Annotated in this window: 23 protein-coding genes; 15 read left to right on the top strand and 8 right to left on the bottom strand. The window is 65.6% G+C overall.

Annotated features, from left to right (window positions below):
* The first annotated feature begins 482 nt into the window (after positions 1–482).
* The 4 genes from AC56LG_RS23560 to AC56LG_RS23545 all read left to right on the top strand — a co-directional run bounded on the left by AC56LG_RS23560 (position 483) and on the right by AC56LG_RS23545 (position 4,908).
* Complete coding sequence (locus AC56LG_RS23560) at positions 483–1,604, top strand: porin (protein WP_497168466.1); 1,122 nt, start codon at positions 483–485, stop codon at positions 1,602–1,604.
* Positions 1,605–1,690: 86 nt separating this feature from the next.
* A complete protein-coding gene (locus AC56LG_RS23555; RefSeq protein WP_497168465.1) occupies positions 1,691–2,149 on the top strand; it encodes a PaaI family thioesterase in 459 nt (152 codons plus the stop codon).
* A gap of 176 nt (positions 2,150–2,325) precedes the next feature.
* Positions 2,326–4,563: a putative bifunctional diguanylate cyclase/phosphodiesterase gene (locus tag AC56LG_RS23550; RefSeq protein ID WP_497168464.1), complete on the top strand. Its 2,238-nt coding sequence runs from the start codon at positions 2,326–2,328 to the stop codon at positions 4,561–4,563.
* 144 nt (positions 4,564–4,707) lie between these two features.
* Positions 4,708–4,908 (top strand): hypothetical protein, encoded by a 201-nt coding sequence (locus AC56LG_RS23545; protein WP_497168463.1) that lies wholly within the window; start codon positions 4,708–4,710, stop codon positions 4,906–4,908.
* A gap of 238 nt (positions 4,909–5,146) precedes the next feature.
* Here the strand turns inward: AC56LG_RS23545 and AC56LG_RS23540 are convergent, their stop codons facing one another.
* Positions 5,147–5,977: an IclR family transcriptional regulator gene (locus AC56LG_RS23540; protein ID WP_497168462.1), complete on the bottom strand. Its 831-nt coding sequence runs from the start codon at positions 5,975–5,977 to the stop codon at positions 5,147–5,149.
* 472 nt (positions 5,978–6,449) lie between these two features.
* Here AC56LG_RS23540 and AC56LG_RS23535 point away from each other — a divergent pair, with 472 nt between their 5' ends.
* The 5 genes from AC56LG_RS23535 (at position 6,450) to AC56LG_RS23515 (ending at position 11,026) form a co-directional block, all read left to right on the top strand.
* Positions 6,450–7,313 (top strand): branched-chain amino acid ABC transporter permease, encoded by an 864-nt coding sequence (locus tag AC56LG_RS23535; protein ID WP_497168461.1) that lies wholly within the window; start codon positions 6,450–6,452, stop codon positions 7,311–7,313.
* Positions 7,313–8,326 (top strand): branched-chain amino acid ABC transporter permease, encoded by a 1,014-nt coding sequence (locus tag AC56LG_RS23530; protein ID WP_497168460.1) that lies wholly within the window; start codon positions 7,313–7,315, stop codon positions 8,324–8,326. Before AC56LG_RS23535 ends, AC56LG_RS23530 begins: the two co-directional genes overlap by 1 nt.
* Positions 8,319–9,083 (top strand): ABC transporter ATP-binding protein, encoded by a 765-nt coding sequence (locus AC56LG_RS23525; protein WP_497168459.1) that lies wholly within the window; start codon positions 8,319–8,321, stop codon positions 9,081–9,083. Before AC56LG_RS23530 ends, AC56LG_RS23525 begins: the two co-directional genes overlap by 8 nt.
* Positions 9,070–9,777, top strand: coding sequence for an ABC transporter ATP-binding protein (locus AC56LG_RS23520; RefSeq protein ID WP_497168458.1), 708 nt, complete (start codon positions 9,070–9,072; stop codon positions 9,775–9,777). Before AC56LG_RS23525 ends, AC56LG_RS23520 begins: the two co-directional genes overlap by 14 nt.
* A 67-nt stretch (positions 9,778–9,844) precedes the next feature.
* The gene (locus AC56LG_RS23515) at positions 9,845–11,026 is read left to right on the top strand and encodes an ABC transporter substrate-binding protein (protein ID WP_497168457.1); all 1,182 of its coding nucleotides are present in this window, start codon (positions 9,845–9,847) and stop codon (positions 11,024–11,026) included.
* Positions 11,027–11,047: 21 nt separating this feature from the next.
* Here AC56LG_RS23515 and AC56LG_RS23510 read toward each other — a convergent pair whose 3' ends face one another.
* The 7 genes from AC56LG_RS23510 to AC56LG_RS23480 form a co-directional block, all read right to left on the bottom strand.
* Positions 11,048–11,437 carry a CzcE family metal-binding protein gene (locus AC56LG_RS23510; RefSeq protein WP_497168456.1) on the bottom strand — a complete coding sequence of 130 codons (390 nt, stop codon included), beginning with the start codon at positions 11,435–11,437 and terminating at the stop codon, positions 11,048–11,050.
* 248 nt (positions 11,438–11,685) lie between these two features.
* Positions 11,686–12,891, bottom strand: a complete 1,206-nt coding sequence (locus AC56LG_RS23505; protein ID WP_497168455.1) for a CaiB/BaiF CoA transferase family protein — start codon at positions 12,889–12,891, stop codon at positions 11,686–11,688.
* Positions 12,892–12,938: 47 nt separating this feature from the next.
* Positions 12,939–13,730: an oxepin-CoA hydrolase, alternative type gene (locus AC56LG_RS23500; protein WP_497168454.1), complete on the bottom strand. Its 792-nt coding sequence runs from the start codon at positions 13,728–13,730 to the stop codon at positions 12,939–12,941.
* Positions 13,727–14,866, bottom strand: a complete 1,140-nt coding sequence (locus tag AC56LG_RS23495; protein WP_497168453.1) for an acyl-CoA dehydrogenase family protein — start codon at positions 14,864–14,866, stop codon at positions 13,727–13,729. Before AC56LG_RS23495 ends, AC56LG_RS23500 begins: the two co-directional genes overlap by 4 nt.
* Positions 14,867–14,876: 10 nt before the next feature.
* Positions 14,877–16,085, bottom strand: a complete 1,209-nt coding sequence (locus AC56LG_RS23490; RefSeq protein ID WP_497168452.1) for an acyl-CoA dehydrogenase family protein — start codon at positions 16,083–16,085, stop codon at positions 14,877–14,879.
* 25 nt (positions 16,086–16,110) lie between these two features.
* The gene (locus AC56LG_RS23485) at positions 16,111–17,292 is read right to left on the bottom strand and encodes an acetyl-CoA C-acyltransferase (protein ID WP_497168451.1); all 1,182 of its coding nucleotides are present in this window, start codon (positions 17,290–17,292) and stop codon (positions 16,111–16,113) included.
* 28 nt (positions 17,293–17,320) lie between these two features.
* Entirely contained in the window at positions 17,321–19,435 is a 2,115-nt protein-coding gene (locus tag AC56LG_RS23480; RefSeq protein WP_497168450.1) for a 3-hydroxyacyl-CoA dehydrogenase NAD-binding domain-containing protein, read from the bottom strand.
* 331 nt (positions 19,436–19,766) lie between these two features.
* On the opposite strand from AC56LG_RS23480, the gene AC56LG_RS23475 reads away from it, so the two are divergent.
* The 6 genes from AC56LG_RS23475 to AC56LG_RS23450 all read left to right on the top strand — a co-directional run bounded on the left by AC56LG_RS23475 (position 19,767) and on the right by AC56LG_RS23450 (position 25,262).
* A complete protein-coding gene (locus tag AC56LG_RS23475; RefSeq protein WP_497168449.1) occupies positions 19,767–20,573 on the top strand; it encodes an IclR family transcriptional regulator in 807 nt (268 codons plus the stop codon).
* A 143-nt stretch (positions 20,574–20,716) separates the two neighbouring features.
* Positions 20,717–21,880: an ABC transporter substrate-binding protein gene (locus tag AC56LG_RS23470; RefSeq protein ID WP_497168448.1), complete on the top strand. Its 1,164-nt coding sequence runs from the start codon at positions 20,717–20,719 to the stop codon at positions 21,878–21,880.
* A gap of 165 nt (positions 21,881–22,045) precedes the next feature.
* Positions 22,046–22,918 carry a branched-chain amino acid ABC transporter permease gene (locus AC56LG_RS23465; RefSeq protein WP_497168447.1) on the top strand — a complete coding sequence of 291 codons (873 nt, stop codon included), beginning with the start codon at positions 22,046–22,048 and terminating at the stop codon, positions 22,916–22,918.
* Positions 22,915–23,868, top strand: coding sequence for a branched-chain amino acid ABC transporter permease (locus AC56LG_RS23460; RefSeq protein ID WP_497168446.1), 954 nt, complete (start codon positions 22,915–22,917; stop codon positions 23,866–23,868). The genes AC56LG_RS23465 and AC56LG_RS23460 overlap by 4 nt, the downstream gene beginning before the upstream one ends.
* Entirely contained in the window at positions 23,855–24,568 is a 714-nt protein-coding gene (locus AC56LG_RS23455; RefSeq protein ID WP_192048584.1) for an ABC transporter ATP-binding protein, read from the top strand. Before AC56LG_RS23460 ends, AC56LG_RS23455 begins: the two co-directional genes overlap by 14 nt.
* Positions 24,561–25,262, top strand: coding sequence for an ABC transporter ATP-binding protein (locus AC56LG_RS23450; RefSeq protein WP_497168445.1), 702 nt, complete (start codon positions 24,561–24,563; stop codon positions 25,260–25,262). The genes AC56LG_RS23455 and AC56LG_RS23450 overlap by 8 nt, the downstream gene beginning before the upstream one ends.
* The last annotated feature ends 22 nt before the right edge of the window (positions 25,263–25,284 follow it).

The following is a 25,284-nucleotide window of genomic DNA, read 5'->3' as shown; positions in this document are numbered from 1 at the left end:
GCACAGCGACCCGCTGGTGTTCGTGCAGCGTCCGATCAGCGCCGTCATGCTCGGCCTGGCCGCGCTGGCGATGGCGGTGGTGCTGTCGCCGTCGCTGCGCAGGAAGCGCGAGGAAGCCTTCCACGAGGAAGACTGATCCCGAACCGCGGGGCCGCCGGCCCCGCTGACGTACCGACGGGCAGCCGCGTTCGCGTGGCTGCCCGTTGTTTTTTTGTACATCTCGAACAGATGGGCGCGCCTACCCCTGTCATTGCCGCGCGTAATGGTGGATGATCTATCTCATCTTGAACAACAGTTCCTGTGCGAAATTGCACAAAGCCTTCGCATGCGGCATTAAGTCGTTGACAATATTGATCCAAGAAAATACAGTTTCATTATAGATGGCACAGTTCCACCAAGAGAAACGCCGCCGCTATACCCTGCAGCACTGCCATCCGGCCTCGTCGGGGCCGGAGCACACCGAAAACCAGGAGACCGCACTAATGAAGAAGACCATCCTTGCAATGGCCGCGCTCGCTGCTTGCATGTCGACCGCCTCGGCGCAAACCAGCGTCACCATCTACGGCATCGTCGATGCCGGCGTCACCCACCTTACCAACGACGGCACGACCGGCGACCGCACCACGGTGGAAGCCGGCCAGATGCAGGTCTCGCGCTGGGGCTTCAAGGGCACCGAAGACCTCGGTGGCGGCCTCAAGGCCCGCTTCACCCTCGAAGGCACGCTGCTCAACGACACCGGCGTCGCCGGCGTGAATACCGGTACGCCGGCCACGACCTCGCTGTTCGACCGCGAAGCCACCGTCGGCCTCAGCGGCGCCTTCGGCTCGATCGACATCGGCCGCCAGAACATCCTGGGTATCGGTTCGGTCGGACTGGCCGACCCGATGGGCCTGGCCTTCGCGGCCACCAGCCCGAACGTGCTGTTCGGCGCATTGAACTTCGGCGCGGTCTACGGCGGCTTCGGCGCCAACGGCGCCGGCAACAGCGCCCTGCGCCAGACCAATTCGATCAAGTACGTGTCGCCGACCTTCGCCGGCTTCGGTGTCGGCCTGATGCGCGCCTTCGGCGAGCAGGGCGACGGCATCCAGCGCAGCTCCTACCAGGGGGCCTCGCTGTTCTACAACGCCGGTCCGTTCGGCGCCGCCGGCGCCTATGCGCGCATGAAGAACAACCTCAACACCGACCTGCTGACCTCCTACGGCGTCGGCGCCAAGTACAGCCTGCCGATGGCCGTGATCAAGGGCACCTACATCCGCAACGAAGTCGACAGCACCAACCGCACGATCGCCGTGGCCGGCGTCGGCGTCGACGTGCCGGTGGCCCCTGCCCTGACGCTGACCGGCGCGGTCTACAACACCAAGCGCTACGGCGACCGCATCAACGAAGACTCGCAGCAGTACCACCTGATCGCGCGCTATGCGCTGAGCAAGCGCACCACCTTCTACACTGCGTACACCCGCGCCAACACCAGCAACGCCGTCGACCTGGCCTCGGGCACGGCGGCAGGCTTCGGCGCCGGCCTCATCAACCTGGCGCAGGGTATCGTGACGCCGGGCAGCGATTCGGCCAACCGCGCCACGGCCGGCATCATGCACATGTTCTGATGACGGGCTTCGGCCTGCCAAGGTAATATGCAACACGCACGGCGGCCTTCGGGCCGCCGTATCTTTTTCTGCAACACAAATTGAACATGACACCACAAGACAACGGCGGCAGCGTGCCGCAAGGATTCGAGCGCCTCAAGCGGGGCGGCCCCTACATGGCAAGCCTGGGCGACCTGTATTGCCGCCGTGACGGCGAGGCCATCACGATCGCCATGGGAATGACCGAGCGCCATGCCAACATGCGCGGCATCGTCCACGGCGGCATGCTGGCCAGCCTGGCCGATTCCGCCCTCGGCCTGGGCTTGCAGATGTCCTGCGAGGGGCGCAACTCGTTCGTGACGGTCAACCTGAGCACCGACTTCCTCGACGCCGCCCGGCCCGGCGATTGGCTCGAAGCGCGCGTGCGCATCGGCCGCATCGGCGCGCGCGTCGCCTTTGCCGAATGCGACCTGGTGGTGGGCGAGCGGCGCATCCTGCGCGCCAGCGGGGTGTTCGCGGTGATGAAAGCCTTGAACGCGGCCCAGCTCGACGCTGGCTACGAATAAGGCAGAGTTGATACGGCGAGAAATGGAACGTGAAACAACAGCCCAGCGCCATGACGCGCACCGAACATGGAGTTAATACGAAAAATTCGTGACAGTTACGCTTGGGCAATTTAATATTCCCAAAACTAACAAATTTGAGTACTGGTGCGCTGCCCTGGTGCACATCCCAATTAGTCATGGTCACTGTCAACGATTTCGCCGGCTGGCGCGAACGTACCTTTTCCTCCCTGCTGGTTGTCGTCCTGCTCGGCGGCACCGCCTCGACGCTGACAATCATCCCCTTCCTCCTCCAGGTGGGGATGTGGCCGGTGGTGCTTGCCGACACGGTCGCCCTGCTCTGGATTTTCGCCGTCTGGCGCGTGCGGCGCCTGTCGTACGAGGCACGGGTGTTCCATTTCCTTGCCGTGGTCTACCTGCTCGGGATCGTGCTGATGCTGTTCGTCGGACCGGCCAGCCTGAGCTACCTGCTGGGGCCGCCGCTGATCGCGGCAATCCTGCTCAACCTGCGTCCGGCGCTGCTGGCGCTGGCGCTGGGCGCGGTCTCGCTGGTCGCGCTCGGCACGGTGGGGCACGTGGGTCTGTACGTGCCCGGCTGGGAGCATGAACCGTTCAAGTCGGCGCTGGTCGCCGCGGTCAATTACACGACCATCGGCCTGTTGCTGACAATTACCTGCACCACGCTCCTGAAGGGACTGGCGCGCTCGCTCGGGGAACTCGAACTGACCTCGGCAGCGGTGTCGCGCCTGAACGACATGGTGTTGATCACGCGGGCCACCGATGACCCAGGGGCGGTGCAGCCGGTCACCTTCGTCAACGACGCTTTCCTGCGCCGCACCGGCTACGCGCGCGACCAGGTGGTCGGGCGCAGCCTGCACCTGCTGCGCGGGCCGGAGTCCGAGGGTGCGGTGCTGGAGCGTATCTTCGCGGCGATGGCCTCCGGCCAGCCCTGCAATGCCGAACTGATGATCTACACGTGCGCGGGCACTCCGTTCTGGGTGGAACTCGAGGCGGTGCCGTTCGCCCATGCCGGCGAGCAGGCCAGCCACTGGGTCATCGTCGGCCGCGACATCACCGAGCGGCGCACGGCGGCCGACGCGATCCACCGCCTCGCCTTCTACGACGTCCTGACCGGACTGCCGAACCGGCGTTACTTCATGGAGCGTCTCGACACCGTCCTTGCCAGTGCCGGGACAGGAGGCGCGCCCGGCGCCGTGCTCTACCTCGACCTCGACAATTTCAAGGACGTCAACGATGCGCGCGGCCATGCGGTCGGCGACGCCCTGCTCGGGCATGCCGCGGCGCGCCTGGCGCAGGCGGTGCGTCCGGGCGACACCGTGGCCCGCATCGGCGGCGACGAGTTCGTGGTCCTGCTCGAAGGACTCGATGCCGACCGGGCGCTTGCCGCCCGCAGCGCGCTCGACGTGGCGGGCCGGGTCAGCCGCGCGCTGGCCGCGCCGCTCGACCTGGAGGGCCAACCCTGCCGGATCACGGCCAGCATCGGCGTCGCCTTGCCGCCGCACCCGGGCGCGAGCGCGCCGGACCTGCTGCGCGCCGCGGATACGGCGATGTACCACGCCAAGGCGGCCGGACGCAACGGCGTCGTCCTGTACGAAAGCGCCATGCTGGCCGAGGCCCAGCACAAGCTGACGCTCGAGCGCGACCTGGCGCAGGCGCTGGAACGGGGCGAGCTGGCGATGCACCTGCAGTTGCAGGTCGACCGCCACGGCGCGCCGGTCGGCGCCGAGCTCTTGATGCGCTGGCAGCGCGCCGACGGCAGCTGGGTGCGGCCCGACGTCTTCATCCCGGTGGCGGAAGCGAGCGGCATGATCGTGGCGCTCGGCACCTGGGCCCTGCGCCAGGCCTGCGCCGCCGCGCACGCCCTGGAGCGCGCCGGCCACCCGCTGCCGCTGTCGATCAACGTCAGTCCGCTGCAGTTCCGCCAGCCCGACTTCGTGCGCCAGGTAGGCGCCATCCTGCGCGAAACCGGCGCCGCGCCGCAGGGGTTCATTTTCGAGGTGACCGAAGGCTTGCTGATCGAAGACATCGGCCAGACCATCGCGCGCATGCACGAACTGGCCGGCCTGGGCGTGCGCTTCTCGATCGACGACTTCGGCACCGGCTACTCGAACCTGGCTTACCTCAGCAAGATGCCGCTGCACGAACTGAAAATCGACAAGCGCTTCATGGACAACCTGCCCAACGACCGCAACGACACCGCGATCGTGCAGTCGATCCTGTCGATGGCGCGCCACCTGGGACTGCGCGTGGTCGCCGAAGGCATCGAAACCCAGGCGCAGGCGCGCTACCTGGCCGAACACGGCGACGCCTGCATGCAGGGTTTCCTGTACCATCGTCCGGTGCCGCTCGCGCAGCTGGTCGCTCAGCTGGACGCCGGGCGGACGGCGGCCGCCTGAGACCTTTGGTAACGATTCTTACAGGCCCGGCACTGGATGCGGCCGGGCTTTTCCATTGTAATGACGCGCTGGCCCACTTGTTCATGAACCTGCCGATGAAAACACGATCGCCCACGACCACACCGCCGGCCCGGGAACCTTCCAGTGCCCGCTAGCCCGTCCCATGACGCCCAGCAGCGCTATGCCCGCTGCGACGAGCGCACGTCGACGCTGGTCTACCGCGCGCAGTTGATTCGCGCCGTCTTCGGAGAGAGCGCCGCCAGGATGTTCATGCGCATCATGAAAGTGGACGCCGGGGTTGCCCAGCGCGTGCTGGCGGCGCCACTGGCCAGGCTGCGGCGGTAGGGTGGGCTCTGCCCACGCGTGACGGACGCATCCTTGCGCCCGACCTGTAGGGTGGGCGGCTATAGCGCTTCGGTCTGCTGACCGCCGGCGTGCGCGCCGCCCGCGCGTTCAAGCGACTGTCGATTCGTCGCGAGGTTTCACAGTGTGGTTGAACCCGTTGGCGGCAGTCCGGCAGTGGGCACGCACACGCTGGGGTATAGCGGCCCACCCTACGATGAGCTACGGCCGGCGCCTCGCCTTACGACTCCAGCCGCGCCGCAATCGCGATCAGCCGCGGCCTCACCTCGTCGAGCAGGAACTCCCGCGACACGCTCGACGACGGCCCGCCGCAGTTGATCGACATCAGCTGGTTGCCGCCGATCGGATAGAAGCCGGCGGCGATGCCGTTGACGTCCTTTTGCCACTCGCCGAAGGACGTGGTGCAGCCATATTGGGCGTAGTCGCGCGTGCCGCGCGCGATCGCCTCGACCAGCGCCTTATAGGCCATCTCGTCGAGTTCCTGGTAGCGCGCCAGGATGTCGCGCTTTTCCTGCTCGCTGGCGCGCACCAGGTAGGCGCGGCCGATGGCCGACACCGCCAGCGGCATGCGCGAGCCGACCTGCAGCGACAGCGCCAGCGCCGCCGTGCTGCGGCAGACTTCGACCGTGATCATCGAGAGCCGGTCGCGCACCGCGATCGACACCGTCGTGCCGGAGAAATCGGCCAGTTCCTGCATCATCGGACGCGCCATCTGGCGGATGTCGAGGCGCGCCAGCATCGCGCTGCCCAGGCCCAGCGTGGCGGTGCCGAGCACGAAGCGTCCGCCGCTTTCCTGCACCAGGTAGCCCAGACGCGTGAGCGTGAAGGTGAAGCGGGTGACGGTCGATTTCGGCAGGCCGCAGCGCTCGGCGATCTGCTGGTTGGTCAGGCCCTTGTCGGCCGAGCGGAAGCACGACAGCACCTCGAGCCCGCGCGCCAGGGCCGTGATGAAATAGCGTTCCTCGTTCTTGCGCGCCGGGTCGGGGTCAGGATTGAACGGGTCCGCGCCTTCAGGGTCGGACCCGGCCTGGTTGGTGTCGCTAGCTTGCATCGAGTGTCCTGGACGTTGTGAAGGAGACTTGCCTTCTAAAGAGGCTTTGCCGCGGCGGGCAAGGCATGGCACACTGCCCTTGCCTTGCTGGCAGATGAGTTGCGTCAAACCATGACGATTCGCTTTGTGATTGCCAGCGATTGTGTACAGACAACAAAACGTTGCTACTCACCTGAAATTATCGTATCCTTTTTTTGTTCCATTTTACACCCTGTAGTTTCGCGTAGCAAAACCAAAGTGGCTGAATCCACCGGGTGCGCCCAGCGCGCACCCATTGCCGAGGAGTCGCATGTTCACACATCATGTGTTGGCGAATACAAAAGCGGGCAAGCTTGTCCGTGCGTCTGCATCTCGCGGCGTCGCCTCCTCCCTCATCCGTTCCATGCCACGAGGTGCCCTCATGCGGTAACAACGCGCCTCGCCGGCAGCATCCAAATCAAAAAACGATCACACCAATAATGGAGACACGATTTTGGAGCTTTTCCTGCAACAAGTCCTCAACGGGCTGACCCTTGGCGGGGTCTACAGCCTGGTCGCACTCGGGCTCACGCTCGTCTACGGCATCCTGCACGTGCCGAATTTCGCCCACGGCGCCTTTTACATGGCGGGCGCGTACTCGGCCTTTTTCATCATGAACAAGCTGGGCCTCGGCTACTGGTGGGGCATGCTCGGCGCCGCCGTCGTGGTCGCCCTGATCTCGGTGCTGTCCGAGCGCCTGGTGTTCCATCCACTGCGCAAGGCGCCTTACCTGCACCACATGATCGCCTCGATCGGCATCCTGCTGTTCCTCGAAGCCGGCGCCCAGGCGATCTGGGGCGCGGACTTCCACCGCATGGAGACGCCCTACAACCAGCTGCTCGAATTCGGCGGCCTGACGTTACCGGCGCAGCGCCTCCTGATCATCGCCGCGGCCTTCCTGCTGGTGGCGCTGTTGCAGCTGTTCCTGAAGAAGACCGTCACCGGCGCGACCATCGTCGCCATGGCGCAGAACCGCGAAGGCGCGGCCCTGGTCGGCATCGACGCCACCCGCGTGGCGATGCTCACCTTCGCCATTGCCGGCGCGCTGGCCGGCGTGGCCGCGGTGCTGTATGCGCCGATCAACCTGGTCTATACCTCGATGGGCAACCTGGTGATCACCAAGGCCTTCGTCATCATCGTGCTGGGCGGGATGGGCAGCGTGCCGGGCGCGATCGTCGGCGGCCTGATCCTTGGCTTTGCCGAAGCCTTCGGCGCCTTTTACATCTCGACCGACTACAAGGACATCATCGCCTTCGCGATCCTGGTGCTGATCCTGTCGGTGCGTCCGCAGGGCCTGTTCGCCAAGGGAGCCCACTGATGAAACTCTTCAATCCAACCGTGGGCTGGGGCTTCCTGTTGCTGCTGGCCCTGCTGTTTCCCTTCCTGGCCGGGAACGACTACCACCTGACCGTGATGTCGACGGCGTACATCTACGCCATCGCCACCATCGGCCTGAACCTGATCACCGGCTATACCGGCCAGTACAACCTGGCGCACAGCGGCTTCATGGCCGTGGGCGCGTACACGGTCGGCATCCTGACGGTCGACCACGGGGTGCCGTTCTGGATCGCGTTCGCGCTCTCGGGCGTGTTCGCCGCATTCCTCGGCTTTTTTGTGGGCCTGGTGTCCTTGCGCTTGAAGACCCATTTTTTCTCGATCTTCACCCTGTGCGTCGGCTACATCATGTACCTCGTGATCGAGAAATGGGAAAGCCTGACCCACGGCACGGTCGGCATCATCGGCATTCCGGCGCCGGAATCCATCGCCGGCATCGATTTTTCCGCGCCGCGCCCGCAGTACTACCTGGTGCTGTTGTTCCTCGTATTAAGTCTCTGGATCATGCACCGCATCGTGCGCTCGCTGCTGGGGCGCACCTTCATGGCGATCCGCAACGGCGACGACCTGGCCCAGGCGCTCGGCATCAACCTGATGCGCAACAAGCTGCTCGCGTTCATGCTGTCGGTGTTCTTCTCGGGCCTGGCCGGCGGCCTGTACGCGGGCTTCGTGCGCTTCATCGGTCCCGGCGTGGCCAGCGTCGAGCATACCTTCGACATGACGATGTACATGCTGGTCGGCGGCATCGGCACCCTGCTCGGCCCACTGCTGGGCGCGATCGGCGTGCCCTGGCTGACCCAGTACCTGCAGGTGCTGCAGGATTACCGCTTCGTCGTCTTCGGACCGCTGCTGGTGCTGCTGGTGATCTTCCTGCCGTACGGGATCGTCGGCACGTACATGAACCGCAAGCGCCGGAAAGAGGCGCTGGCTGCGGCGCCTGTTGCGGCACCAACCGTGGCGCCGATCACCACCGCGAAAGGAGCGACCCATGCTTGAAATCGATTCGCTCACCAAGCGCTTCGGCGGCCTGGCCGCCGTCAACGACGTCAGCGTGAGTTTTGCGCGCGGGACCATCAACGCCATCATCGGGCCCAACGGCGCGGGTAAAACCACCTTCTTCAACCTGGTCAGCGGGGCGATTGCGCCGACGAGCGGCAAGGTGACCTTCGACGGCCGCGATGTGACCGGCCTGCGCGCCGACCAGGTGGCGCGCCTCGGCATGGCGCGCACCTTCCAGTCGACGACCCTGTTCGATACCGCGACCGTGCTCGACAACCTGATCGTCGGCCACCGCCTGCGCACGCAGTCCGGCCTGCTCGACGTCATCCTCGGCTCCAAACGCCTGAAGGAAGAGGAACGGATCTGCCGCGACAAGGCGCGCGCCGCGCTCGACTTCGTGGGCCTGTCCCACGTCGAGAACCGCCTCGCCGGCGACATCTCGCAGGAAGAAAGAAAACGCGTCGCCTTTGCGCTAGCGCTGTCGACCGACCCGACCCTGCTGCTGCTCGACGAACCGGCCGGCGGCGTCAATCCCGAAGAGACCGTGGGCCTGGCCAACCTGATCCGCAAGATGGCCGCCAGCGGGCTGACCGTCTGCCTGATCGAACACAAGATGGACATGATCATGAACCTCGCCGACAAGATCCTGGTACTGAATTACGGCGAGAAAATCGCCGAGGGTACGCCCGCCGAGATCCGCGCCAACCCGGTCGTGATCGAAGCCTACCTGGGGAGCGAACATGCTGCGGCTTGATAAAGTCTCCCTGTCGTATGGCAGTTTTCGCGCCCTGCACGACGTCTCGATCCATGCCGACGAAGGCGAACTGGTCGTGCTGCTCGGCTCCAACGGCGCCGGCAAAAGCTCGATCTTCCTCACCATGAGCGGCCTGCAGCGGGCCAGCACCGGCAGCATCCGCTTCGGCAACCACGAACTGGTCGGGCGCAAGCCTTCGCAGATCGTGGCCGACGGGCTGGTGCACTGCCCGGAGGGCCGCAAGCTATTCCCCGGCATGTCGGTGCTGAAGAATCTGACGCTGGGCGCCTACGTGCACCGGCGCGATTCGGCAGGAACCAAAAAGTCGCTCGAGGAAGTGTTCGGCCTGTTCCCGATCCTGCACGAGAAAAAGGACATGCCGGCCGGTTCGCTCTCGGGCGGCCAGCAGCAGATGGTGGCCATCGGCCGCGCGCTGATGGGCCGTCCCAAAGCGCTGCTGCTGGACGAACCTTCGCTGGGCCTGGCGCCGCTGGTGGTCAAGCAGATGTTCGAAGTGATCGCGCGCATCAACAAGGCCGGCACCACGGTGCTGCTGGCCGAGCAGAATGCGTATGCGGCGCTGAACATCGCCAGCCGCGCCTACGTGATTGAACAGGGCCACATCGTGATGGAAGGCGGCCGCGAGGAGTTACTGAATAACGCGCAGGTGCGCAAGGCATATATCGGAGCATAGACCCGCGGCGCGTAGACGCCAACCCACTAGAAGTACCAACAACAAGTAGAACTTAGGAGACGCAAACATGAACGTGCAAGCCAAATTCACCCGCCGTACCCTGCTGGCCGCTGCGGCTGCCACCCTGGCATTCGCCGCCGGCGCCGCCCAGGCGCAGGAAGTCATCAAGATCGGCTTCTCCGGTCCGCTCTCCGGCGGCGCCGCCCTCTACGGCAAGAACGTCCTGAGCGGCATGGAAATGGCCGCCGCCGAAATCAATGCCAAGCCGCTGCAAATCGGCGGCAAGAACTACAAGGTCGAGATCGTCGCCCTCGACGACAAGTACAACCCGGCCGAAACCGGCATCAACGTCCAGCGCCTGGTGCAGCAGCACAAGACCGCGGCCGTGCTGGTGCCGCATTCGGGCGGCGTGTTCGCGGTGCAGGGCATGAACGAGCGCTCGAACCTGCTGCTGCTGGCCTATACCAGCCTGCCGCAGGTGACCGAGCGCGGCAACAAGCTCACGATCCGCATCCCGCCCGACTTCACCGGCTACATCGCGCCGTTCACCAAGGCCATGATGTCGCGCTTCGGCAAGAACGTCGCCATGGTCCAGGCCGACCACGACTACGCCAAAGCCTGGTCCGCCGCCTTCAAGCCGGTGTGGGAAGGCGCCGGCGGCAAGATCGTCGCGGAAAATCCAATGTCGTACAACAAGGCGACCGACTTCTACAGCGGCGTCTCGCGGGCGATGCAGTCGAAGCCGGACGTCATGTTCATCGGCGGCGCCTCGGAGCCGACCGCGCTGGTCGCCAAGCAGGCGCGCGAACTGGGCTTCAAGGGCGGTTTCATCGTGCTCGACCAGGCCAAGCTCGATGAAATGGCGAAAGTGGTCGGCGGCATGGCCCCGCTGGAAGGCGCGATCGGCGTGATGCCGCTGGCGAACGACGAGCGTCCGGAAGCGGTCGCCTTCACCCAGCGCTACCGCAAGCTCAATCCCGGCAAGGACCCGAGCACCGAGATCAGCCTGAACTATTCGGCCGTGCACGCGACCGTGGCCGCCATGAAACTGGCCGGCACCACCACCGATGCCACCGCCATCCGCGGCCAGATGGAAAAAGCGTTTACTTCCCTGCCTGCCATGTACAACCCGAACGACATCGACGGCCTGGACAGCAAGGGCGGCACCATCGCCAACGTCATCCTCGGCACGGTCGAGGGCGGCAAGATCAAGGGGCAGTTCTTGCGCGCCCTTAATGCTGGAAAATGAGGCAGGTAAATAAGTAAAACGTCAGCGGATCACCGCCGGGGCGCGTGCGTCCTGGCGGTCGTGGCTGTTGAACTCGGTCCGCTCGGAATAGCGCGGATCGGGCAGCACATACACGCGCACCTCGTGGCCCAGCGCACCGCTTGGCGCTACCTGGTTCAGGTCGAACACCTGCACGATCGGGCTGACGTTGAAGCTCCAGCCGAACTCGCCGGAACCGTTCACGAAGCGGATGGTATCGCCGGCAACGACATTCACATGATGCGTATCCGCACCGAGATTGACAACGCGGGTAGCGGCGCTCGCCGGCACCGGCGTACCGAGCAGGTCGGCGCGCGGCTGCACCGCCGTGGCGGACATGCAGGCCGTCAACAGCGTGACGATGACGGCCGGAATAAACGGACGTGAAGACATGATACGGCTCCCATGAGCGGACGACGTCCATTCACTCTAGGCCGCGGCGCGCGGGAGTTAAAGCGCGACAGGAACAAATAATTTTGGGTGTTGGCGCGAGGAATGGGTGACGCTTCGACGGCGCATGCAACGCGAACGCGCATCGACACGAACCGGCGGGCATGCCCGCCCTACGTTACGCGACGGCCGACGATTTACGTAGGGCGGGCATGCCCGCCGTACACCGCCCGCACCGACGCGGCCCCACCTTAAACGACGCCGCGTTCCTTCAACCCCTGCAGGGTCTCTTCCGACAGCCCCAGCAACTCCGCCAGCACCTGCCCCGTCCCCTCCCCCAGCGTCGGCGGCGCGCTGCGCACCGGCAAGCGCTCGCCGTTGAAGCGATACGGCGAAGCCATCACGTCGACCGTGCCCGCGACCGGGTGCGCCATCTGCGTCACCAGTCCTGAGTCGACCGCGCGCTTTGAGGTCATCGCCTCGTGCAGGCCGGCCACTTCGCCGCAGGGAATGCCGACCTGGCTCATGCGCTCGAGCAGGTCACGGCGTTTGCGCGCCGCCACCGCCTCGCGTAGTTGCGGCACCAGTTCCTCGCGGTGCTTGGTGCGGTCGAGATTGGTCTTGAAGCGTTCGTCGCTGGCCAGGTCCGGACGTTCGATGACCTCGGTGCAAAAGCGCAGGTACTGGCTGTTGTTGCCGACCGCGATCACCAGCGGACCGTCCTCGGCCTCGTACACACCATACGGCATGATCGACGGGTGCGCATTGCCGTAGCGCGGCGGGTCGTTGCCGCGCAAGAGCGCTTCCAGGCCATAATAGGCCGTGATCATCAGGCCGCAATCGAACAGGGCCATGCCGACGTGGCGGCCAAGTCCCGTGCGTTCGCGGTCGAACAAGGCCGCCAGCACGCCCTGGGCCGCGTACATGCCGGTCATCATGTCGACCGCGGCGACGCCGAACTTCAGCGGCGGCTGGGTCGGCTCGCCGTTCAGGGCCATCAGGCCGGCCTCGCCCTGGATCACCAGGTCGTAGCCGGGACGCGCCGCTTCCGGTCCGGTGCGGTCATACCCCGTGATGGAACAGTAGATCAGGCCCGGCTGCTCTTCCACCAGCGCGTCGTAGCCGAGGCCGAGGCGTTCGATGTCGCCGAACTTGAAATTCTGGATGACGACGTCGCTCTTGCGGATCAGGTCGCGCGCGATCTGCTGGCCTTCCGGGGTCTTGAGGTCGAGGCAGACCGAGCGCTTGTTGCGGTTGACGCTGTTGAAATAGGCGGTCTCGGTATTCCCGACGCGCATGCCCCAGTCGCGCGTGTCGTCGCCGCGCTGCGGGTGCTCGACCTTGATCACCTCGGCGCCCATGTCGCCCAGCACCATGGCGCACCAGGGTCCGGCCAGCACCCGCGACAGGTCGAGGACGCGCACGCCGGCCAGCGGCAGGGAGGTTTTGTTTGTCACGATGTGTCTCCGTTCTGGCCGGGCGCCGTGGCGGCCCGGCCGTATTCTTATCTCTTGCCGCGCAGGGCGGCGAAGTCCGGCGCGCGTTTCTCGAAAAAGGCGGCGATGCCTTCCTGCGCCTCGTCGTCGCCCTGCGACTCGGCCATGAGCTGCGCTTCCAGGTCGAGTTGTTCATCCAGGCTGGCGTGGCCGGCATGGGCGCACAGGCGCTTGATGCGGGCGGCGGCATTCGCAGGCCCGCCGGCGATGCGTTCGGCCAGCTTGAATGCCTCGGCCAGCGCCGTGCCTTTCGCTACCAGCCGGTTGACGGCGCCCAGCGCATGCAGGCGCTCGGCGGGAATGCGCTCGCCCAGCAGGCACAGTTCCATCATCTGCTGGCGCGACAGGAACTCGGATAAAAACGCGGTAGCTCCGCCGTCCGGGCTCAGGCCAACTTTGACATAGGCCATCGTGAAGAAGGCATTCTCGGCCGCCACCACCATGTCGCACGCCAGCGCCAGCGACATGCCGGCGCCGGCCGCGCCGCCCTCCACCGCCGCAATTACCGGCTTCGGACAGGCCTGGATCGCGCGGATCTGCGCGTGCAGGCGCCCGATCTTGTCCAGCCGCTCCGGCACACTCAAGTCGCGCCGCGTGGCCAGCTGGCGCAGGTCGCCGCCGGCGCAGAAGAAGTCGCCGTCGCCCGCGAAGACAATGGCGCCGACCGCCGGATCGGCAGCGGCTTCTGCAAGCGCCGCCGGCAAGGCGTCGTACAGCGCCGGCGTGATCGCATTGCGCGCGGCCCGGTTGCTGTTGACCAGCACCCGCACCGCGCCCTCGGTACGCACCAGGAGGCTCATGCAGCCTGCCGTCCCAGCGCAATGTAGCGTTCCAGATGATGGTCTTCGTCGCCCAGTTGGTGGTCGATCATCACCAGGCGCTTGGCGTAGTGCGCCAGCGGCAATTCCCAGGTCATGCCGATGCCGCCGTGCAGCTGGATGCATTCCTCGGCCACCAGCGCGCCGATGCGGCCGATGCTCATCTTGGCGGCCGACAGCGCGCGCTCGCGCGTGAAGCGGTCCGCATCGAGCGCGGCGGCGGCGTTGATGACGGCCGAACGCGCCTGCTCGATTTCCAGCAGCAGGTCGGCCATGCGGTGCTGCAGCGCCTGGAAGCTGCCGATCGGGACGCCGAACTGCTTGCGGGTGCGCAGGTAGTCGAGCGTGGCCGCCTTGGCCGCTTCCATCGCGCCCAGCGCTTCGGCGCACAGGGCCAGGATACCGCGCCCGGTCGCGCGTTCGAGCGTCGCAAAACCCTCGCCCTCGGCGCCCAGCACCGCGCTGCCTTCCAGCAGCACGTCTTCGAAGCGGAGCTCGGCCACGTGGCCGCCGTCGATGGTCGGCGTGCCGCGCACCGTCACGCCGGCGGTACCGGCCGGGACCAGGAACAGCGAGATGCCCGCTTCGTCGTCGACCGCGCCGGCGGTGCGTGCCGAGACGACGAACACCGCGGCCTGCTCGCCCAGCGGCACCACCGACTTCACGCCGTTCAGCACCCAGCCATCGCCCTGGCGCGTGGCCATCAGGCCGACGCGCGCCAGCTCGTAATGCGTGTCCGGCTCGTCGTGGGCGAAGCTGGCGATGGTGCTGCCGTCGGCGATACCTTCCAACAGGCCGCGCTGCGCGTCGTTGCCGGCGGCAGCGATCGCTTCGCCCGCCAGCACGGCGGACGCCAGCAGCGGTTCGAGCACCAGGCCGCGGCCCAGGGCTTCGAAGACGACGGCGATGTCGAAGCCGTTGCCGCCGAAGCCGCCGTCTTCCTCGCGCATCAGCACGCCGATGGCGCCCAGTTCGGCAAAGTGGTTCCACATCTCGGGCGAGTAACCCTCGGTCGAGGCGGCGATCTTGTTGCGGGTCTCGAAGCCATAGCGCTCGGCGATGAAGCGGTTCAGGCTGTCGGCGAGCATGCGCCGTTCTTCGGTATGTTCGAAATTCATCGTGTCTTCCTTACAGGCCCAGGATCATCTTCGAGATGATATTCTTCTGGATCTCGTTGGAGCCGCCGAAGATCGACAGCTTGCGGTTGTTGAAGTACTGGGCCGAAGCAGCCGCGGCAAAGTCCGGGCCGAACTGCTCGCCCTGGTAGTCGGCGTCGAGCATGTCCTGGCTGAACGGACGCGCATGCACGCCCATCGCGCGCCGTGCCAGCGAGGTGATCTCCTGGCGGATCTCGGTGCCGCGGATCTTGAGCATCGAGCTTTCCGCACCGGGCACGCCACCGCCGGCGACCGCAGCGATCACGCGCAGGTTGGTCGTCTTCATGTTTTCCAGGTCGATCTCGACGCGCGCCAGGCGCGCAGCAAAACTTGGGTCTTCCAGCAGTGGCTTGCCGTTGCGCGTCTGGCGCGCCGCGATCTTTTTCAGGCGCGCCAGCGCCGCCACCGAGAAGCCGACGCCGGCGATGTTGGTGCGCTCGTAGGTCAGCAGGTACTTGGCGCAGGTCCAGCCGGCGTTTTCCTCGCCGACCAGGTTTTCCGCCGGCACGCGCACGTCGGTGAAGAACACCTCGTTGACTTCATGCTCGCCGTCGAGCGTGATGATCGGGCGCACCTCGATGCCGGGCGAGTTCATGTCGATCAGCAGGAAGCTGATGCCGGACTGCTTCTTCGCTTCGCGGTCGGTGCGCACCAGGCAAAAGATCATGTTGGCGTGCTGGCCGAGCGTGGTCCAGGTCTTCTGGCCGTTGACGATGTAGTGCTCGCCCTGTGCGTCGGTGCCGCGCACGGCGGTGGTTTTCACCGCGGCCAGGTCCGAACCGGCGCCCGGTTCCGAATAGCCCTGGCACCACCAGTCGTCGCCGTTCAGGATGCGCGGCAGCCAGTAGGCCTTCTGGGCGGCGTTGCCGTACTTGATCAGCACCGGCCCGAGCATGTTGACGCCGAAGGGCACGATGCGCGGCGCGTGGGCGATGGCGCTCTCGTTCTCGAAAATGAATTTTTCGACGGCGCTCCAGCCCGGGCCGCCGTATTCCTCGGGCCAGTGGTTGGCCAGCCAGCCGCGCTCGTTCAGCACGGCATGCCACTCTTCCATGTCGGCCTTGCTCAGGTGCTGGCCTTCGGCGACTTTATTGGACAGGCGTGCCGGCAGCTTCTCGGCCAGGAAGGCGCGCACTTCGGCGCGGAAGGCTTCTTCTTGCGGGGTGAAATTCAGGTCCATAGGTATGCTTTCAATGCGTTCCTGATTAAAAGATCTCGAACAAACCGGCCGCGCCCATGCCGCCGGCGATGCACATCGTGACGACGGCGTATTTTGCGCCACGGCGCCGGCCTTCCAGCAGGATGTGGCCCGCCAAACGTGCGCCGGTCATGCCGAACGGGTGGCCGATCGAGATCGCGCCGCCGTTCACGTTCAGGCGCTCATCCGGAATGCCGAGCGTTTGCTGGCAGTAGATCGCTTGCGACGCAAAGGCTTCGTTCAGTTCCCACAGGTCGATGTCTTCGACCTTCAGGCCAAACCGCGCCAGCAGTTTCGGCACCGCGAATACCGGGCCGATACCCATCTCGTCCGGCTCGCAGCCGGCCACCGCCATGCCGCGGAAGGCGCCCAGCGGGGTCAGGCCGAGACGCTCGGCTTCCTTCGCTTCCATCATGACGCAGGCAGAGGCGCCGTCCGAGAGCTGCGAGGCGTTACCGGCCGTGACGAATTTGCCTTCGCCCATGACCGGCGCCAGCTTGGCCAGGCCGTCGTAGGTGGTGCCGCGGCGGTTGCAGGTGTCTTCGCTGACCGTGACTTCGCGCCTGGTGACCGCCTTGGTTTCCTTGTCGGTCACCGCCATGGTGGTGGTGCAGGCGACGATTTCTTCCGCATAGCGGCCGGCCAGTTGCGCTTCTTCGGTCTTGCGCTGCGATTCGAACGAGAAGCGGTCCTGCGCTTCGCGCGAAATCCCGTAGCGGCTGGCGACGATGTCGGCGGTCTCGATCATCGGCATGTAGAGCTCAGGCTTGTTCTCCAGAATCCACGGGTCCATGCCCGAATCACCGGAATCACGGGTGCGGATCTGCGAGATCGACTCGACGCCGCCGGCGATCACGGCAGGTGCCCCGTCGACGATAATCCGGCCGGCGCCGATGGCGATCGCCTGCAGGCCGGAGGCGCAGAAGCGGTTCACGGTGGTGCCGGCGATCGTGATCGGCAGGCCGGCGCGGATGATGGTCTGGCGCGCCACGTTGCGGCCGGTGGTGCCTTCCGGGTAGCCGCAGCCGAGGATCGCGTCCTCGATCAGGGCCGGGTCGATGCCCGAGCGTTCGACGGCAGCGCGCACGGCGAATGCGGCCAGTTCCGGGCCGGAAGTGATGTTGAATTCGCCGCGGTGCGCCTTGGTCAGCGGCGTGCGGGCGGTTGAAACGATGACGGCTTCGCGCATGGCGAGTCTCCTGTGGGTTTTATGCAAGTTATTTATTCAGGCTGGCGAACTTCTCGCCGCGCGCGACCAGGTCGATCAGCAGCGGCGACGGCTGCCAGAACAGCGGATCTTCCTTGGCGAACTCCTGGATATCGGCCAGGATCTTGTCGAGGCCGACCGTGTCGGCGTAATGCATCGGACCGCCGCGGTAGCGCGGGAAGCCGTAGCCGTGGACGAAGGTGACGTCGACGTCGAGCGGGCGCAGCGCGATCTTCTGGTGCACGACGTTGGCGCCTTCGTTGATCATCGCGGCCAGGTAGCGGCGCACGATCTCTTCATCCGTGAAGCTGCGCGGCGTGATGCCGGCGCGCTGGCGTTCGGCGTCGATGATCGCTTCGACTTCCGGGTCCGGCGTGCCGATGCGCGCGCCTTCCGGGTACAGGTAGTAGCCGCGGCCGGTCTTCTGGCCGAACCAGCCGCGCTCGGCGATGCGGTCCGGGATCTGCACGTAGCGCGCCTTTGGATCGCGGGTGGCGGCGCGGCGCTTGCGCGTGGCCCAGCCGATGTCGCCGCCGGCCAGGTCCGAGACCTGGAACGGTCCCATCGGATAGCCGAAATCGCGCACCGCCTTGTCGATCTGGTAGGGCGAGGCGCCGTCTTCCATGATCGCCTGGGCGGCGGCGCCGTACACGGCCAGCACGCGGTTGCCGATGAAGCCGTCGCAGACGCCGGCGCGCACCGCGGTCTTTTTCAATTTTTTCGCCAGCTCGAAGGCGGTGGCGACGACGTCGGCCGCGACCTTGGCCGGCACCACGATCTCGAGCAGCTTCATGATGTTCGCCGGCGAGAAGAAGTGCAGGCCGATCACGTCCTGCGGGCGCGAGATCGATGCCGCGATCTGGTCGATGTCGAGGTAGGAGGTGTTCGTGGCCAGTACGGCGCCCGGCTTGCAGACGCGGTCGAGTTCCTTGAACACGGCCTGTTTCACGGCCATGTCTTCGAACACGGCTTCGATCACCAGGTCGACGCTACCGAGCGCATCGTAGCTGCTGCTGCCGTTGAAGCGCGCCATGATGGCGTCTTTCGCTTCCGGCTTGATACGTCCCTTGGCGATCAGGCCATCGTAGACTTTTTCGACATTCGCGCGGCCACGGGCCAGCGCTTCGTCGTCGCGCTCGATCATGGTCACGGGCAGTCCGGCGTCCAGCACCGCCACCGCGATGCCGGCGCCCATGGTGCCGCCGCCGACGATGCCGACGCTGGCAATCGCGCGCGGCTGCGCCGAACGCGTTTCCGGCGCCTTGGCCGCTTCGCGCTCGGCGAAGAAGGCGTGTACCAGGCCGGCGCGCTGCGGGCTGTCCAGGCATTCGAGGAACAGCTTGCGTTCGAGCGCCATGCCTTCCTCAAAACCTAGGTCGAGCGCGCCCTGCACGGCGTCGACGATTTTCAGGGGCGAGAACAGGCCGCGCGCTTTTTTCGTTGTCTCGGCGCGGGCGGCGTCGATCGCCGCCTGCGTGCTCGCACGGTCGCTCAGGGCGGTCGCCTCGCTGGTGCGGCGCACTGCAGCGCCGGCGTCGATCAATTCACGGGCGTACGCCAGGCCGGCAGCCGCCGCGTCTTCGCCTTCGACCAGCTTGTCGACCAGGCCGAGCTTGCCGGCTTCCCTGGCGCCGATGTGGCGCCCGCTCAGCATCAGTTCGAGCGCGGCCGGCGCGCCGATCAGGCGCGGCGTACGCTGGGTACCGCCGGCGCCCGGCAACAGGCCGAGCAGCACTTCCGGCAGGCCCAGTTTCGCCGTCCCGAGAGCGACGCGGTAATGCGCGCCCAGCGCCACTTCCAGGCCGCCACCCAGGGCCGCGCCGTGGATCGCCGCGACCACCGGCTTGCTGCAGGCTTCGATGCGGTTGCAGACGTCGGGCAGCGCGGGCGCTTGCGGCGGCTTGCCGAACTCGCGGATGTCGGCGCCGCCGAGGAAGTTGCGACCGGCGCCGACGATGACCACGGCCTTCACGGCCGGGTCGGCGTCGGCCGCTTCGATCGCCGCCATCAGGCCGCGCCGCACGTCGACGCCGAGCGCATTGACGGGCGGGTTGTCGATCGTGACCAGCAGGATGTCGTCGCGGCGGGTGTGTGCAACGCTGGCGGGTGCGGCGGAAGTGTTCAAGCCTGTCTCCTTGTGGGTTTTCGCAGCCAAGTCAGCTGCTGTGTTTCGCTGTGCGGAATTATGTTTTGCAGTTTTCAGCGAAATCAACGATACCGCATTTTCGGCGGCGCTGTAAATGCCCAGATTGATCCGGTGCGCCGAGTATGTACGCTGGATAAAAGATTGCTTTCCGGACGTTCTTGCACAACGCCTCATAGGAAGACACAAAAACTGTTTCGCTCTGCGAACGACGATTTCACGAAACAGTTGACACTCTTCTTTCGCTTATGTGAATATCCGCTCAGACCAGACCCGGCCAAAGATACCGGGCACCGAGACAATGAAGGAATCCATGCAAGACGAGATCGAGTCATTCGAAGACGATGCAGCCAAGGACCGCCAGTTCGTGACGGCCCTGGCGCGTGGCCTCGAAATCCTGCGCTGCTTCCGCCCCGGCGAGACCTGGCTCACCAACAGCGAGATGGCGCGCCGCACGGCCATGCCGAAGCCGACCATCTCGCGCCTGACCTATACGCTCACCAAGCTCGGTTACCTCACCTATTCCGCCGACCAGGGCCGCTACCAACTCGGCGCCGCCGTGCTGGCGCTCGGCTACACGCTGCTGGCGAACCTCGATGTGCGTAAACTCGCCCGCCCCGCCATGCAGGAACTGGCCGAATATGCCCAGTGCAGCGTGGCGATCGGCATCCGCGACCGCCTGTCGATGGTGTACGTGGAGGCTTGCCGCGGCAGTGCGGCCGTGACGCTGCGCCGCGACGCCGGTTCGCGCATCCCGCTGGCGACTACCGCGATGGGCAAGGCGTATTTATGCGGCCTGCCGCAGAACGACCGCGACTTCCTGATGGACCATATCCGCCTGCAGACCGAAACCGGCTGGCCGAAGATCAAGGCCGACCTCGAGCAGGGCTTCAAGGATTACCAGGACCGCGGCTTTTGCATGTCCTCGGGCCTGTGGGACGCCAACATCAGCGCCGTCGGGGTGCCGCTGGTCGACCCCGACCCGGCCAGGACCATGGCCTTCAATTGCGGCGGCCCCTCCTTCCTGCTACCGCAGGAAAAGCTGGTCGAGGACCTCGGCCCGCGCCTGGTGCAGCTGGTGCGCGGCGTCGAAATGAGCATGGGCCGCAACCTCGGCTGAGCAGTACCCGTTTTTGTGCCGGGCCGCAGGGCGGCCGGGCGACCGGCTTGCCGGAAGATTCAAAAAAAGGCAGTAAAGACCTTGCCGGTGCATGAAACACCGGCTGCAGCAAACCCCATGAACATTACTGAAAAGGTGGAGACATGAAAAAGGCATCAAGCATCGTCCTGGCAATCGTGGCGGCAACCGGCGCGGCGGCGGCACAGGCGGAAGAATTCAAGGTCGGCGTGCAGATTCCCCTGACCGGCCCGCTGGCGCGCGTCGGCATGGGCACCCAGGAAGGCATCCGCGTCGCCGCCGAAGTCTTCAACAAGACCAACGGCAAGCACACCATCAAGCTGGTGACGGTGGACGACGAATCGGCCCCGGCGAAAGCCGTGGCGGCCGTCGAAAAGCTGGCCAGCGAAGGCGTGGTCGCCGTCACCGGCGGCTACGGCTCGAACAACATCTCGCCTGCCTCGGATGCCGCCGGCAAGCTGAACCTGGCCTACATCACCTCGGGCGGCGTCGACGACGGCCTGGTGCAGGCCGGCCGCAAGAACTTCTTCCGCATTAATAACACCGCAGGCTACCAGAAGGCGCTGGTCGGCCTGATCTCCGACCTGGGCGTGAAGTCGGTCTCGATCATCTACTCGACCAAGGACGCCACCGAAGGCCTGGCCACCGACGTCCAGAAGACCCTGGGCGCCAAGGGCATCAAGGTCGGCATGCACGCCTTCGATCCGGCCATCACCGACTTCAAGCCGATCCTGAACAAGGTCAAGCTGCAGGACCGTTCGGAATTCATCGCGATGGTCGGCTACGAGAACGACTACGTCGGCATCCTGCGCGCCGCGCGCGTGCTGAAACCAACCTCGGTGAAAGCGATCGCCGGCGTCTGGTCGCTGGCCACGCCGAAGATGGCGGCCGACTTCCCCGACCTGATGCCGAAGGTGTACGGCACCGCCGTGCTGCCCTTCCCGGTGAACTTCACCACGCCTGAAGGCAAGGCCTTCGGCGAAGGCTACAAGAAACTGCACAACAAGGAGCCGGATTACCTCGGCCAGTTCGGCTACGTGCAATCGATGCTGCTGTTCCAGGCGATCGCACGCGCGGCCGACAAGGGCACGATCAAGAACGGCGGCGTGATCGAAGAGATGCGCAAGACCGACGCCCAGACCCTGATCGGCCGCGTGCAGTTCAACGCCGGCGGCGACAACCCGAACTTCGTGCAGCGCATGGGCCAGCACCAGGGCAAGCAGGTCGTGCTGGTGTGGCCAAAAGATGCCGCCAACGGCAAGCCGCAGTTCCCCGGCGTCCCTTGGTGATGGAACCTCGATAAACCTACTGCGCGTTGTCCTGGCGGCCTGCGATGCTCGCCGTACTATTCGTACGGCTGCGCTTCTCGGCCACCAGGCCTGCCGCTCGCTACGGTTTCTCGAGGTCCCGTGACGTCCGTAGGTAATTATCATGAAACTGAATGGAATGCAGACATGACGGAATTAATATTGCAGTCCGTGTACTCCGGGCTGCTGCAGGGCGGTTCCTACGCCCTGATCGCCCTGGGCCTGGCGCTGGTGTTCGGCGCCATGAAGGTGATCAACCTGGCGCACGGCGAGCTGGTACTGCTGGCGGCCTACATCGCCTACACGGTCGAAACGAAACTGGGCTGGAACCCGGCCATGGCGATCCCTGTCGCCGTGCTGGTCGTGTGCCTCACCTCCGCCCTCCTCTACTTCGTGGTCGGCAAGATCAAGACCAACCGCGAAATCAATTCGCTCACCCTCACCTACGGCGTGGGCGTGATCCTCACTAATCTCGTCCTGATGATCTGGAGCGCCGACGTGCGCGCCACCAGTTCGTCGTGGATGCAGGAAGCATTCATCGTCGGCGACCTGTACAGCATGCGCAGCGAAGTGCTGTTCTTCGGCGTGTCGATCGTGCTGATCGTCGGCCTGTGGTGGTGGCTGTCGCGCAGCTGGTATGGCCGCGCGGTGCGCGCCGTCTCGAGCAACCGCGACGCCGCCAAGCTCATGGGCATCAACCCGGGCCGCACCGAACTGGTGTCGTTCCTGGTTGCCGGCCTGCTGGCGGCATTTGCCGGCGTGGCCCTGTTCAGCTACGGCGTGATCAGCCCCGCCACCGGCAGCGTGCTGACCGTGAAAGCCTTCATCATCACCGTGCTGGCCGGTATCGGCTCGATCCCGGGCGTGCTGATCGGCGCGGTCCTGCTGGGCATTGCCGAGTCGCTGACGGTGACCCTGGCCAGCTCGGCGCTGCAGGAACTGGCCGGCATGGGACTCTTCCTGCTGGTTCTCTTTGTCATGCCTAACGGCTTGTTCGGTGCGGCCGGGAGGCGCGGATGAAAATCAATAAAATCCTGATTCTGGTCCTGGCGGCCGCCTACGTCGGCGTGCCGGTCCTGCTGGGCGGGAACGCCTACGTGATGAGCCTGGTGATCGCTTCGCTCGTCATCGGCGGCATCGCGCTGTCGTGGGCGCTGCTCGGTAACCTGGGCGGCATGGTGAGCTTCGGCCATGCCGCCTTCTTCGGCGTCGGCGCCTACACTTCGGCGGTGCTGTCGATGCAGCACGGGGTACCGGTGTTCATCGGCCTGATCATGGGCGGCCTCGGCGCCGTGGTGGCGGCAATCACCATGCTGCCGGTGCTGCGCCTGCGCGGCCCCTACTTCGCACTCGCGATCCTGGCCTATGCGCACATCTTCCGCATCCTGGCCACCGAGTGGCAGTCGGTCACCGGCGGTTCGGGCGGCATCGCCAGCATCCCGCGCCTGCCCGAACTGTTCGGCTACGACTTCAGTGGCAAGACCGGCAACTACCTGGTGATCCTCACCATCGTGCTGCTGTTCGCCTGGATCTACGACATGATCCGCCGCAGCCCGCACGGCCTGGCCCTGCGCGCGATGCACGACAGCGAAGACGCCACCCGCGTGGTCGGCGTCAACAATACCCTGCTGAAGGGCCTGATGCTGATCGTCTCCGCCTTCATGTGCGGCGTGGTCGGGGCGTTCAACGCCCACTACATCAACTTCCTGGAACCGGATTACGCGTTTTCCGCCGGCTGGGTGACGATCCCGATCGTCGCGGCGATCTTCGGCGGCTACCGCACGATCACCGGTCCGCTGGTGGGCGCGGTCGTGGTCTACCTGGTCGACCAGCTGTTCGTGAAGAACATCATGCCGACCGGTCACCAGCTGGTGCTGGGCGTGGTGCTGGTGGCGATGATCATTGCCAGCCCGGACGGCCTGTTCGGCCTGGTGAAGAAATTCATGAGGAAAAAAGATGCTACAGCTTGAAAACGTGACCGTGCGCTTCGGCGGCCTGACCGCCGTGAATGACGTGTCGCTCAACATCGGCACCGGCGACGTCGTCGGCCTGGTCGGCGCCAACGGCGCCGGCAAGACCACGCTGTTCAATGCGATCTCGGGCCTGGTGCGCCCGACCGCCGGCCGCATCGTCTTCAACGGCGTCGACGTGTTGAAGGCGCCGATGTACCAGCGCGCGCGCATGGGCATCGGCCGTACCTTCCAGATTCCGCAGCCGATGCACGAGCTCACCGTGCGCCAGAATCTGCAGGTATCGCAGCGCTTCGGCACCGGCCGCGTCGACGAGCGCCGCATCGCCGAAGTGCTGGAATTCACCGGCCTGTCCGCCAAGGCCGACCGCGACGCCTCGACCGGCCTGGCGCTGACCGAACTGAAGGCACTGGAAGTGGCCAAGGCGCTGGCCACCGACCCCAAGCTGCTGCTGCTCGACGAAGTGCTGGCCGGTTTGGAAACCAACGGCAAGCGCGCCTTCATGCAGATGCTGAAGGGGCTGCACGAGAAATTCGCGGTCGGGATCTGCATCATCGAGCACGACATCGAAACCATCAGCAACCTGTGCCAGCGGGTGGCGGTGCTGAACTTCGGCCAGCTGATCGCCGAGGGCACGCCGACGGAAGTGTTCAACAATCCGCTGGTGGTGAAAAGCTATACGGGGGCCGACCATGCTTGAAGTAACCAACCTGCGCGCCGGCTACGGCGCCATCAACGTGCTGTGGGACCTGTCGCTGACCATCGCACCGGGCAAGCTGACCACCATCATCGGCCCCAATGGCGCCGGCAAGACCACGCTGCTGCGCGCCATCATGGGCCTGGTGCCGGTCAAGCAGGGATCGATCAGCCTGAACGGCAAGCCGCTGAACGGCACGCCGACCTGGGAAATGAACGGCGTCTCGCTGGCGATGATCCCCGAGGGGCGTATGGTGTTTCGCGACATGACGGTCGAGGAAAACCTGATGATGGGCGCCTTCGCGCCCCAGCACCGGGCCAGCGCACCGGCCAACCTGGAAAAATCGTACGTGATGTTCCCGCGCCTGCGCGAACGCCGCAAGCAACTGGCCGGTTCGCTCTCGGGCGGCGAAGCACAGATGCTGGCGATGGCGCGCGGCCTGATGAGCGACCCGAAACTGCTGATCATCGACGAACCCTCGCTCGGTCTGGCGCCGGTGATGGTCAACGAATTGTTCGAGATCCTCGCGCGTTTGAAAGGCGACGGGCGTACCATCGTGCTGGTGGAACAGAACACCCAGCGCGCGGTCGGTGTCGCGGACCACGTCTACCTGATGCAGAGCGGGAAAGTCGTGCTGTCGCAGGCGGCATCCGAGGTCAGTCTCGACCACCTGCACGACCTTTACTTCGCCCGCTAATCATTCAACCATACATAGAGAC

Source organism: Telluria sp. ZB2R32 (genome assembly GCF_059685715.1).
The sequence above is the reverse complement of the archived record's forward strand: the minus strand, read 5'-3'. Positions and strand labels throughout refer to the sequence as shown.